This window comes from Rhodonellum psychrophilum GCM71 = DSM 17998 (assembly GCF_000381545.1).
Classification (GTDB): domain Bacteria; phylum Bacteroidota; class Bacteroidia; order Cytophagales; family Cyclobacteriaceae; genus Rhodonellum; species Rhodonellum psychrophilum.
Window position 1 is genome coordinate 517,889 of the sequence record NZ_KB906673.1, and the last position, 12,874, is coordinate 530,762.

Annotated in this window: 11 protein-coding genes; 9 read left to right on the top strand and 2 right to left on the bottom strand. The window is 42.4% G+C overall.

What is annotated here, in order from left to right; genetic code table 11:
- The first annotated feature begins 11 nt into the window (after window positions 1–11).
- The 7 genes from F824_RS0102455 (at window position 12) to F824_RS0102485 (ending at window position 5,941) form a co-directional block, all read left to right on the top strand.
- Window positions 12–446: a hypothetical protein gene (locus tag F824_RS0102455; protein ID WP_019596260.1), complete on the top strand. Its 435-nt coding sequence runs from the start codon at window positions 12–14 to the stop codon at window positions 444–446.
- A gap of 108 nt (window positions 447–554) precedes the next feature.
- A complete protein-coding gene (locus tag F824_RS0102460) occupies window positions 555–2,144 on the top strand; it encodes an amidohydrolase family protein (RefSeq protein ID WP_026333452.1) in 1,590 nt (529 codons plus the stop codon).
- Window positions 2,145–2,294: 150 nt separating this feature from the next.
- Window positions 2,295–3,095, top strand: coding sequence for an alpha/beta fold hydrolase (locus F824_RS0102465; protein WP_019596262.1), 801 nt, complete (start codon window positions 2,295–2,297; stop codon window positions 3,093–3,095).
- 108 nt (window positions 3,096–3,203) lie between these two features.
- Window positions 3,204–3,653, top strand: coding sequence for a MarR family winged helix-turn-helix transcriptional regulator (locus F824_RS0102470; RefSeq protein WP_019596263.1), 450 nt, complete (start codon window positions 3,204–3,206; stop codon window positions 3,651–3,653).
- An 84-nt stretch (window positions 3,654–3,737) separates the two neighbouring features.
- Window positions 3,738–4,283, top strand: a complete 546-nt coding sequence (locus F824_RS0102475) for a YceI family protein (protein ID WP_026333453.1) — start codon at window positions 3,738–3,740, stop codon at window positions 4,281–4,283.
- Window positions 4,284–4,386: 103 nt separating this feature from the next.
- Entirely contained in the window at window positions 4,387–5,337 is a 951-nt protein-coding gene (locus F824_RS0102480; RefSeq protein ID WP_019596265.1) for a ring-cleaving dioxygenase, read from the top strand.
- Window positions 5,330–5,941: an alpha/beta hydrolase gene (locus F824_RS0102485; RefSeq protein ID WP_019596266.1), complete on the top strand. Its 612-nt coding sequence runs from the start codon at window positions 5,330–5,332 to the stop codon at window positions 5,939–5,941. Before F824_RS0102480 ends, F824_RS0102485 begins: the two co-directional genes overlap by 8 nt.
- Before the next feature lie 122 nt (window positions 5,942–6,063).
- Here the strand turns inward: F824_RS0102485 and araA are convergent, their stop codons facing one another.
- Window positions 6,064–7,563 carry an L-arabinose isomerase gene (araA, locus tag F824_RS0102490; protein WP_026333454.1) on the bottom strand — a complete coding sequence of 500 codons (1,500 nt, stop codon included), beginning with the start codon at window positions 7,561–7,563 and terminating at the stop codon, window positions 6,064–6,066.
- A gap of 343 nt (window positions 7,564–7,906) precedes the next feature.
- Entirely contained in the window at window positions 7,907–8,617 is a 711-nt protein-coding gene (locus F824_RS0102495) for an NUDIX hydrolase (RefSeq protein WP_019596268.1), read from the bottom strand.
- A gap of 1,032 nt (window positions 8,618–9,649) precedes the next feature.
- Here F824_RS0102495 and F824_RS0102505 point away from each other — a divergent pair.
- Together F824_RS0102505 and F824_RS0102510 are read left to right on the top strand one after the other, a co-directional pair.
- On the top strand, window positions 9,650–11,197 hold the full coding sequence (locus F824_RS0102505; RefSeq protein WP_019596270.1) for an alpha-N-arabinofuranosidase: 1,548 nt from the start codon (window positions 9,650–9,652) through the stop codon (window positions 11,195–11,197).
- Between the two features lie 6 nt (window positions 11,198–11,203).
- A complete protein-coding gene (locus tag F824_RS0102510; protein WP_019596271.1) occupies window positions 11,204–12,874 on the top strand; it encodes a ribulokinase in 1,671 nt (556 codons plus the stop codon).

Here is a 12,874-nt window from a genome sequence, read left to right on the forward strand (position 1 = left end):
AACCAAACCGGATGAAAAAATCACTTTTGCTTTTTCTGATGCTTTTTTGTTCATTTTTTCTTGTGAAAAATGTAACTGCCCAAGTTCACGCAGGTCTTTACCATGGTGGTGTCTTGAGCCAGATTGGGGTCGGTACGGATATCGATAAAAAATATTTTGGGGAAGTACGGTTTCTCGCAGGTGATGTGGTGAACTATGTCTATGGTATTGAGGCCTTAGGTCATGTCAATTTAAAACGATCCGATTGGTACAATGTGCACCTTGGCTTGATGTTGGGTATATCTTCAATTGATAATGGTAAATTTGGTTTGCCCATTGGATTGAGTTTCAAACCCCTTGAAAACCACCGACAATTTTCCATTTTGTTGGAAGGAACGCCCATGTATGCCTATGATTTTACTGTAAGGGCTAATATTGGATTGCGCTATACTTTCAGAAAAGACTAATAATACTCTTTTTTCTCATCGCTAAAAAACCGGATGCTCTTTATTGGGAGATTCGGTTTTTTTTATTGGCACAAAAAAGATTATTTTTCAATGTCAAATCACAAGACTATGAAAAAATCAATACTGCTGCTTCTTTTTACAATTTTTCTATTCCCCGAATCCAATTTTGCGCAAGTCATGCCTTCTCCCGATCGAAAGGAAGGGGATGGACCTTATGATCGGCTCATCATTCGGGGTGTCAACCTGATCAATGGGACAGGTTCGCCTACCATTGGCCCTGTGGATATCGTGGTGGAAAAAAACAGGATTGTCGAAATCAGTGTAGTGGGCTATCCCGGACTTCCGATAAAGGAAGGGGGAAGACCAAAAGCAGGAACCAATGACAAAGTCATGGACTTGGAAGGACATTATCTTTTACCAGGTCTGATCGATATGCATGGACATATTGGGGGTGCTGGGCAGGGAACTCCAGCCGAATACGTATTCAAACTCTGGATGGCGCATGGCATCACGACGGTGAGGGATCCTTCTGCAGGCAATGGGCTGAATTGGGTCTTGGACCACAAGAAAAAATCGGCGGCCAATACCATCACCGCACCCAGGCTTTTGGCCTACACGAGTTTTGGTCAAGGGGCCACAAAACCAATCACCAATGCGACCGAAGCGAAAGCCTGGGTGAATGAAAATGCAAAAAAAGGAGCAGATGGGATCAAATTTTTTGGAGCCAAGCCGGAAGTGATGCAGGCCGCGATGGAAGAAAACAAGAGAATTGGTTTGAGATCTGCCATGCACCATGCCCAAATGGATGTGGCCAGGTGGAATGTCTTGCATTCTGCCAGGGCTGGACTGACGACCATGGAGCATTGGTATGGTTTACCGGAAGCCCTATTCGAAGACCGGACCATTCAGGATTATCGATTGGATTACAACTATCAGAATGAGCAGCATCGGTTTGCGGAAGCGGGAAAACTCTGGAAGCAGGCTGCGGCGCCTTATTCAGATCATTGGAACAAAGTGATGCAGGAATTGCTGGACCTGGATTTCACCATTGATCCCACCTTCAACATCTATGAAGCCAATCGGGATTTGATGCGGGCAAGAAGGGCCGAATGGCATGAAGAATATACCTTGCCTTCTTTGTGGAGGTTTTATAAGCCTTCCCGAGAATCCCATGGCTCCTATTGGTTTGATTGGACGACAGAGGAAGAAATCCAGTGGAAAGAAAATTACCGCCTTTGGATGACCTTTGTGAACGAATACAAGAACCGTGGTGGAAGGGTGACGGCAGGATCTGATTCAGGTTTTATTTATCAGTTGTATGGATTTGCCTTTATTCGGGAATTGGAATTGCTGCGTGAAGCGGGTTTTCATCCCTTGGAAGTCATCAGGGCAGCCACCCTTCATGCTTCGGAGGCCTTGGGAATGGACAATGAAATCGGCTCAGTGGAAGTTGGTAAATTGGCGGATTTTGTAATCCTTGAAGAAAATCCGCTTCAAAATATCAAAGTGCTTTATGGCACCGGCGCGATTAGAATCGGGCCGGACAATGAACCGATCAGAGTTGGCGGAGTGAAATATACCGTCAAAGACGGAATTGTATATGATGCCAAACAAATGCTGGAAGATGCCCGCAAGATCGTACAGGAACACAAGGCCCGGGAAAACAGTCGGATCACGCAACCTGGATTGGATTGGTAGGATCTTGATTGGTAAAAGGGATTTTTTCTGAAATTCTCAATTAATTTAAAATGCCTCTTATTGTGTGTTGGTGATGAACCCCCTTAATGAAGTCAATATTTATTGAAAGCGCTCTTAATTATCAAGTAATCCCCACTTTTCAGCCAAAATATGCCCGAAATTCAAGTGAATAATACCAAGTTGTTTTATGTCAAGGAAGGGAATGGGGAGGAGACCGTTTTCTTTTCCCATGGATTACTTTGGAGTCATAAGATGTTTAGAGAACAAATAGACTTCCTTAAAATTAAATATACCGTGATCGCCTATGACCATCGTGGTCAAGGCAAAAGTCAAGTGTCCGAAGGGAATTATGATATGGATCTGCTGACTTTGGACGCACTGGCCTTGATCGATGCGCTGGTAGGCAAGCCCGTTCATTTCGTGGGTTTGTCCATGGGGGGATTTGTGGGGATGAGATTGGCGGCGAGGTATCCGGGAAGAATCAAAAGTTTAATCTTAATGGAAACTTCCGAACAGCCAGAACCAAAAGAAAATCTCCTGAAGTACAAGCTCCTCAATGCTATCGTTCGGTGGTTTGGGGTGATTCCACCCGTTGCCAAATCGGTGATGAAGATTATGTTTGCCAAAAGCTGGCTTGAAAATCCGGAAAACAAAGAATCGTTTGATTATTGGATGCAGGAACTCAAATCCAATCATAAATCCATTGCCAAGTCGGTGGAAGCAGTCATCTACCGAAAGGGTGTGGAAGAAGAAATCAAGAAAATAATCTGCCCGACGCTGATCATCGTAGGTGATGAAGATGTGGCCACCACACCCGAAAAAGCAAGATTCATCCAAAAATCCATTCCCAACTCCAAAATGCACCTGCTTCATGGTGCAGGACACAGCAGCAGCATCGAAAAACCTGATGAAATCAATCGGCTTCTCAGTGACTGGTTGGCGGTCCACTAAGCCCTGTCAATTAATAATTTACAAATAAATCCAATTTTTTTTGGATGCAGGGAAACCTTTCCTTACATTTACATGTATATACAATTAATACAAAAACAATAGATACACGTGAAGTTAGAAGAAGCCATAAAGCAAAAAGAATTCAAAGACCCTTTCAACAAGGCCGTGGTCAATTTGCTTTATAGCCAAAGCTATATTGTATCCAACCAAAGCTGTTTGTTCAAGCCTTTGGGGATATCACCGGAGCAATACAATGTTTTGCGAATATTGAAAGGCCAAAAAGGCCAACCGATAACGGTTTCTTCGATTCAAGAACGGATGTTGAACAGAATGTCCAATGCGTCTCGATTGGTAGAAAAATTGAAACAAAAAGAACTTGTCATCAGAGAGGAATGTCCCACGGATAGAAGGCAAGTGGATATTTTGATCACCGAGAAAGGCTTGAAAATTTTGACAGAATTGGAAGAGGCCGTTTATGCCTTCAATAGGAAAATAATCAATCTGTCAGAGGAAGAAGTGGATCAACTCAATTTTCTTTTGGATAAAATGAGAGGCTGAGTTTTTTTAAGCCTATTGATGTATAGACAAAGAATGTAGAGACATAATAAAAAAAATAAAATATAAACAAAAACCAATAAAATCATGAGCACATCAACAGCAAGTACCACAACCAAATGGGCAATTGACCCAACACATTCTGAGGTTTCATTCAAAGTGAAGCACTTGGTTATCTCTACGGTAACTGGAAATTTCAAAAGTTTTGAAGGTTCGATAGAAACTGAATCTGAAGATTTCGACCAAGCAAAAGTTGCTTTCACCGCGGACATCGACAGTATCGATACCAATCAGAAAGATAGAGATGCACATTTGAAATCAGGAGATTTCTTTGATGCAGAGAAATTCCCTAAATTGATTTTTTCAAATGGTGTTTTGGAAAACAAGAATGGCGAATTCACATTGAACGGTCATCTCACCATCAAAGACATCACCAAGCCAATTGAATTGTCGGTGGAATTCGGTGGAATCGCCGGAGATCCTTACGGAAACACCAAAGCTGGATTTGAACTTGAAGGCAAAATTAGCAGAAAAGAATTTGGACTGACCTGGTCAGCAATCACCGAAGCGGGAAGTGTAGTAGTAGGCGATCAAATCAGGATCATTGCCAGCATCCAATTGGTGAAAAATTAAGCAAGAAAAATTGGCTTGTCCAAGCCATGGAAATAAATGCCCAGGCTTGGACAAGCCCTTTTGAAAAACCAATAGCATACGCAGCCATTAAAAAAACAGCATCATGAAACCACGCATCACAGGGATCCATCACATCACCGCTATCGCCGGCAGTCCACAAAGAAACATCGATTTCTATACCGGGATTCTTGGGCTCAGGCTGGTGAAAAAAACGATCAACTTTGACGCTCCAGGCGTTTACCATTTTTATTTTGGGGATGAGTTGGGAGCACCTGGAACCGTTTTCACCACTTTCCCTTTTGAAGGGGCTAAAAAAGGAGTGAAGGGAACAGGGGAGATGACGTATACGGCATTTTCAATTCCAAAAAACGCACTCCCTTTTTGGGTTGCGCGACTGGAAAACTATAAAATCCCGATTTCTTCAATCCTCAAACGTTTCGATGAAACGTACATCAGGTTTGAGGATCACGATGGAATGGGGATTGAGTTGGTGGCGACGGATGATGATAACCGCCTTGGATGGTCTTATGGGAACATTTCACTTGAAAATTCCATCAAGGGTTTTTTTGGAGCAACGTTGAATCTTAAGGCAAAAGAAGCCACAGAAAGATTAATGACACAATTTATGGATTACCATTTCATTCAGTCCGAAGGGAATAGATTCCGATATGGAACCCAGGGAAAGCCCGGGGATATCGTTGATATTGTGGTGGATGAAAAGGGAAAGCCAGGAGTCCAAAGTGCAGGAACAGTGCACCATATTGCTTTCAGGACAGCCAATGAAGCCTCTCAATTGGAGGTGCAGAAGATTCTGATGGAAAATGGCTATCATGTAACCGAGGTAAAAGACAGGAATTATTTCAAATCGATTTATTTCCGCGAGCCAGGTGGAGTGTTGTTTGAAATCGCGACAGATGAACCCGGTTTTGCCATCGATGAGGATGTGGATCATTTGGGAGAATTGATCAAATTGCCCGATTGGGCTGAGCCAAACCGTGAAAAACTCGTGGCAAGATTGGCAAAGGTAAAATTGAATATTGAAGACTATGGCTGAAATAAAACAGGCTGGGAAAAAGATTGAGGATGCGAATAAGGTTGCAATCCTGATCCACGGCAGAGGAGCAAGTGCAGAAAGCATTCTTTCCCTAAAAGATTATCTACACCTGGAGGATTATGCATTGTTTGCACCGCAGGCAGTTGGAGGCTCATGGTATCCTTACAGTTTTATGGCGCAGGAAAAAAATAACGAGCCAGCCTTTTCCCAGGCTATGAAAACCATAGATGATTTGGTGAAATCGCTTTACAAAAGAGGTTTCAAAAGCGAGCAAATTTACTTCATCGGTTTCTCGCAGGGAGCTTGCCTTTCCTTGGAGTATGCAACCCAAAACGCCGAAAAATACGGTGGGGTAATCGCCTTTACGGGAGGTTTGATCGGAGAACAATTCAATCCCTCCAAATATGCAGGGGACTTTAAAGGCACACCGGTCTTCATAGGATCAAGCAAGCAGGACATGCATGTCCCCTTGACAAGGATCCAGGAATCTTCCCTATTGATAGAGAAAATGGGCGCAAAAGTCAAAACCCTGATCTTTGCAGATTCAGAACACACCATCCGGGAGGAAGAGATTGAATGGGTGAATGCCAATATTTTAAATTGAAATTGAGTAATACATTTCATAAAAAAAGAGAAGCCTATTTTTTGGGCTTCTCTTTTTTCTTTTAAAGTGAATAGATAATCACTTCCTAATCGCTGTAAATCATGACCGGATGCTGGCAAACCTTACATCCTAAACCTATAAAAGGCATCACTCCAGCGGAGCTCATTTTGCAGTTGCCTCAGATTGGTACTTCCATCAATGATGATGTCTTCAATACCCGCTATTTTGGCAAAATCAGACAGGTGTTCCGAACTAAGATTCTGACTGAAGCAGGTGTGGTGTGCACCTCCGGCATAAATCCACGCCGCACAGCCCGTTTTCATATCGGGGAGTGGTTTCCACATCACCCTTGCCACAGGAAGGTTTGGCAAATCAAATGGCGCTTCGACTGCCTCTACCTCGTTTACCACCAATCTAAACCGATTGCCCATATCCACGAGTGAAGCATTCAATCCTTGTCCTCCCGGTGCATTGAAGACAAGTCTGACGGGATCTTCTTTTCCACCGATGCCGAGGGGATGGACTTCGCACCTTGGTTTTCCGGCAGCCAGCACTGGATCCACTTCCAACATGTGGGCACCCAAAACCAGACTGTTATCAGGGTCAAAATGGTAGGTATAATCTTCCATAAAAGCATTTCCACCCTTCAATCCCGCTCCCATTACCTTCATTGATCTTACCAAAGCAGCGGTTTTCCAATCACCTTCTCCAGCATAGCCATACCCTTCGGCCATTAATCGTTGTGTTGCGATTCCGGGAAGTTGTTTCATTCCGTGGAGGTCTTCAAAGGTGTTTGAAAACCCTTTGTATCCTCCATTGGCCAAAAATGCCTTCATGCCCAGTTCGATTTTAGCGGCATCCAACAAGGATTGTCTTCTGGAGCCATTTTTCACTAGATTTTCGGCAATCGTATAGGCATCTTCGTATTCTTGGACAAGTTTGTCTACCTCTAGGTCGGAAATGGAATTGATCACTGCGACAAGGTCTCCGACGGCATGGGTATTTACCGAAAATCCGAATTTCAGTTCCGCCTCGACTTTGTCTCCGTCGGTCACGGCAACATTTCTCATATTGTCCCCAAACCTCACAAATTTGGCCCCTTGCCAATCGTGCCAGGCATTGGCGGCTCTTGCCCAGGTGTCAATTTCCTTTACGGCTTCCGGATCTTGCCAATGTCCCACCACTACTTTGCGGCCAAGGTTCATGCGGCTTGTCAAATAACCGAATTCACGGTCTCCATGGGCACTCTGGTTGAGGTTCATGAAATCCATATCGATCGAATTCCACGGAATATCCCTGTTGAACTGCGTATGGAAATGCAACATCGGTCTTTGCAAAACCTTCAGCCCATTGATCCACATTTTAGCAGGGGAAAAAGTATGCATCCAGGCAATGACCCCGATGCAGTTTTGATCGTTGTTTGCCTGTTGACAGATCGAATAAATCTCCTCAGAGGTTTTCACCACGGGCTTGAACACCACGGTGATGGATAATTCCGCTTGATCGTTAAGTCCGGCTACAATGGACTCCGAGTGTGCGGCAACTTGGAGTAAGGTTTCTTCTCCGTATAAATGCTGACTTCCCGTCAGGAACCAGATTTGCTTGTTTTTAAGGTTATTTATCATCTAAGTTAGGTTTGTTGTGCGCCATTCATTTGTTATCAAAAATGAATTGATGCATCAAGATTGAAGCAAGAGCATGCATTGAATGGAAAATGAGACACCGAAAACTTGGGTTTTCTCATTCAAGCGAATTATTGATTTCTCTGAATTTAATTTGTTGTATCGTTTCCTTAAAAAGGTGAATCCATGGTCGATATTGAAGCCCAAATTGACACCTTGTAAAAGGGTTGCTTTTCTTCGATAAGACTTGGAAACACATTTTTCTTTGGATGCTCAATATACCAATTCAAAATTAAGCGTATTAATTACACCTAAAAAAAAGAAAAAAAATATTTCCCTGACCTTATTCGCTGGAGGAGGGGATTTCGATCCTTGGGATAAAATTTTGTACGTTCTGAAACTCCTCCTCATATTTATCCTTGTCCAGTCGATAAAAGAAGGCTCCTTTTTTTGAATTGGTTTTGTCTTTTTCGTCTTCTTTTATAAGTAAATTGGTCGAAAGCACCTTTCTGGTAAAGTTTCTTTTGTCGATTTTGGTATCGTAAAGGCTTTCATACATGGCCTGTAAATGTGGCAGGGTGAATTTATCAGGCAACAATTCAAAAAGAATGGGATGCATGGCTGCTTTGTATCTGAGTCGTGTCTTGGCCATTTCCACCATTTCTTCATGATCAAAGATCATCTTTGGAAGGTTTTGTATGGTAAACCATTTTGCATGGAAACTGTCATTGAGCTGCTGCATGTATTTCTGGATATCTATGAGCGCAACGTATGCAACCGCAATGGTTCTTTCCACAGGATCCCGATCAGGTTTGCTGAAAACCTGCATTTGTTCCATGTAGACATCATGAAGCCCTGTCAGCTGGTTGAGAATCCTGATGGCGGCTTCGTCCAAGGATTCGTCGGGCGCCAGAAATCCGCCCATAAGACTCCATTTTTCCTTCTCGGGAGCAAATCCCCTTTGGATGAGCAGCAACTTGTAATCTGTTCCGTCAAAACCGAATATGATACAATCTACTGCTACTAAAATCCGGGTCTGATTGGAATATTTCATTGTGCTGGGAAGGATTGGTTGTTTCGAGCAGTTTTTTTTGAAAATTAAATATAGTGCTCCTAAAGTAGAAAATAAGCAGCTTTAAATAATTTTATGAAAGCTTAAACTCAATTTGGTTGATTTTTCCAGTTTTTTTTCAGGGAGAGTACAGAAAATCAATCTGCTTAGATAATTCATTGGAATGTCCGAAAAGTCTATATTTTCCAAAGTAAAATTCTTTTTTCATTCCCAAATATTACGGATTTTGTTTAAAAACAAAATAGGTTGGATTTTAAGATTAAAACTTTTTTTATCAAATAATCTAAGGGAATAAAAGGAATCAGTATGTGTGACGGGACCATTTTTTTAGCAAAAAACAGGTTTGTGGAATCCATCAAGATTTAAGACTTTAACCCAAAAAAACTTTTTGGACTGTTTAGATCATTTAAGATGGATTCCTGGGATTAATAAAATTAGGAATTGAGGTAGACCCCATTTATTTAAATGCCAAAACATATTAGTGTGTAAAATACATTTAAAATTGTTTTCTTGATTTTATTTATTTAATATTCGAATGAAAATTTATTGCCAATTATACATTAGGTTTCCCAATGGGTTTGAAACTGTTTGAAAATCAGCTTATTCGGAGAATAAGACGTAGCGCCGATTTAGTCAATTCAAAAACAGGTAAGAGAGACTGATTATTAAGCAATTTTTGGTCAGTATGGAAGTGGTAATGCATCACTCGGGTCTAAGCCTTGTTCTTAAGAGAAGAGTTTTATGTTTCCTCAAAATATTGAAATTCAAAAAAATGTTTTCTGATAGACATTTCAAATTCTCATCAATGGATAACTCTTGATCAAGGAGCAATTTACTTCCAATGAATCACAGAAAATCACTGACCGTGATTCCGATATTTCCCGATTTAAAACCCAAGAAATAGAAGTAAAATTTGTCAGTATCGATGGACTTGAAACAGAGAGAATCCACTATGTCAGGCTCCTAAAAGCTGATTGAAAACTGCAAAAAAAATTAACCTATTAATATAAACCTATGAAAACAAAAAGCTTAAAAGGGACGATGCTACTGGCTGCGATGCTGGTTTCCTTCATTTCCCTGGCCCAAAACCGCTTGATCATCAATGCTGATCAAGGTGATGTCAGGATCAACAAACACATCTATGGGCACTTTGCGGAGCACCTTGGAAGAAGTATATATGGAGGTATTTGGGTAGGACCGGATTCTGATGTTCCGAACGAAGACGGGTATAGAAAGGATGTAATGCAAGCTTTGATCAACCTGGAGATTCCAAATTTGAGATGGCCTGGTGGTTGTTTTGCGGATGAATACCACTGGACAGATGGAATCGGAGATCCTGCCGAGAGACCCAAAATGGTCAATACACATTGGGGTGGCGTCATAGAGGACAACTCTTTTGGAACGCACGAGTTCATGAACTTTGCCAAGAAAATCGGTACAGAGCCCTATATTACAGGAAATGTTGGAAGTGGTTCTGTGGTGGAAATGTCCAAATGGATCGAATACATCAATTTTGATGGCGTGAGCCCGATGGCCGAATTGAGAAAAAGAAATGGTCAAGCCGAACCATGGGGCATCAAGTATTGGGGTGTTGGCAACGAAAGTTGGGGTTGTGGAGGAAATATGACGCCTGAATACTATGCCAACGAATACAGAAGGTATGCGACTTATGCCAGAGATTATGGCGGCAACACACTTTATAAAATCGCCGGGGGTGCAAACAACTGGGATTACAATTGGACAGAAGTCTTGATGAAAAATATCCCCTTGGAAATGATGGACGGTATTTCATTGCATTATTATACCGTCGCGGGCACTTGGGAAAATAAAGGGAAAGCCACAGAATTCAACAAGGAAGAATTCCTAGAAACGCTTCGAAAGGCCGCTTTAATCGATGAGTTGATCAAGCGTCATGGAACCATTATGGACAAATATGATCCTGAGAAAAGAATCGGGATGATCATTGACGAATGGGGAACGTGGTTCCAAGTGGAGCCCGGAACAAATCCCGGATTCCTGTATCAGCAAAACACCATGCGCGATGCCCACGTAGCAGCTATTTCATTGAATATTTTTAATAAAAATGCGGATCGTGTGCATATGGCGAACCTTGCCCAGACAGTCAATGTCTTGCAAGCTGTGATATTGACGAACGATACGGACATGATTCTGACACCAACTTATCATGTTTTTGATCTGTACAAGCCTCACAAAGATGCTACTTTGCTTTCACACGATTTGAAATCCGAGGAAGTGGGTTTTGGGAAGGAAAAAATGGAAGCATTGAATGTTTCAACATCTAGATCTGCGGATGGAACCGTCAATATCAGTATCGCCAATATCAATCCTGACAAAAAAATCGATTTGGATGTTGTGCTGAGAGGGATTGACGCAAAAACAGTAACGGCTGAATACATCACCGCTCCGGCCATCAACTCCCACAATACTTTTGAAAATAAAGAAGTGGTAAAAAAAGCAGCTTTTAAGGATTTCAAACTGAACAAGGACAATTTAAAAATCTCTGTACCCGCAAATGCGATTTTGATGGTAAGGGTTAAATAATTTGATATGAATGATAAATATGTAATTGGCCTTGATTATGGTTCTGACTCTGTCAGGGCTGTTTTGGTGAATACTTCGGATGGAAACTGTCTGGCCAGTCATGTGTATTGGTATCCTAGATGGAAAGAGGGGAAATATTGCGATCCAATTTCAAACCGATTTAGGCAGCATCCTTTGGACCATCTTGAAGGATTGGAACAAACCATCAAAGGGGTTTTGTCAGCGTCGGGAGTTTCTAAAGATCAAGTAAGGGCAATATGCGTGGATACCACAGGTTCTTCTCCAATGCCTGTCGATGAAAAAGGGCAATCTTTGGCTTTGAAACCGGAATTTGCCGATAATCCGAATGCCATGATGGTGATTTGGAAAGACCATACTGCCATCAAAGAAGCGGATGAAATCAATGAGGCAGCAAGAACTTGGGGAGGTGAGGATTTCACCAAATATGAAGGAGGGATATATTCTTCAGAATGGTTTTGGGCAAAAATCCTGCACGTCATCAGAGAAGATGAAGCGGTCAAAAACGCCGCTTTTTCCTGGATGGAGCATTGTGATTTTATCACGGCCCAGTTGATCGGTTGTGAAGACCCCTTGAGTTTCAAAAGAAGCAGATGTGCTGCAGGTCACAAGGCCCTTTGGCACGCGTCATGGGGAGGTTTGCCGCCAAAAGAGTTTCTTGGAAAATTCGATCCATATTTGACAGATTTGAAAGATAGGCTTTACACAGAAACCTATACTTCTGATGAGGTTGCCGGCCACCTGAGCAAAGAATGGGCTGAAAAGCTGGGGTTGTCAGAAGATACGGTAATTGCCGTAGGTACCTTTGATGCCCATGCGGGAGCTGTCGGTGGAGAAATCACAGAAAACACATTGGTCAAAGTGATGGGTACTTCCACTTGTGATATTATGGTCACCCATAAAGAAATACTTGGAGACAAATTGATTTCCGGGATTTGTGGTCAGGTGGACGGATCGGTAATTCCCGGGACAATTGGCCTGGAAGCGGGTCAATCAGGTTTCGGTGATGTATTGGCTTGGTTCAAAAATCTAATTGTCAAGCCTTCCATAGAGCTTATTCAGAAGAGTACGCTCATCAGCGGAGATCAAAAAGAACAATTGATAGCTGAAATAGAGGATCAAATCATCATCAGACTTTCCGATGATGCCATCAAAATACCGGTTTCTGAGTCTAAAACAATAGCTTTGGACTGGATCAATGGAAGAAGGACACCGGATGCGAACCAAGCTCTGAAAGGAGCGATCCGGAACTTGAACATGGGAACGGATGCGCCTAGGGTTTTCAAAGCTTTGGTGGAATCCATTTGCTTTGGCTCCAGGAAAATTGTGGATCGATTCCGGGAGGAAGGCATTCAGATAGATGCTGTAATTGGATTGGGAGGCGTGGCGAAAAAATCCAATCTGGTCATGCAAACCATGGCGGATATTTTGAACATGCCTATCAAAATTGCTACGTCGGAACAAGCCCCAGCTTTGGGTGCAGCCATGTATGCAGCGGTCGCTGCTGGTATCCATCCATCCACTCAGGCCGCCATCCAAGCGATGAGCAATGGCTTCGACAAAGTCTATGAGCCCATCGAGGACCATGTCGCCATTTACGAATCGCTTTACCAGCAATATATTGTGTTTGGGAGTCAAATTGAAGAAACTACAAAATAG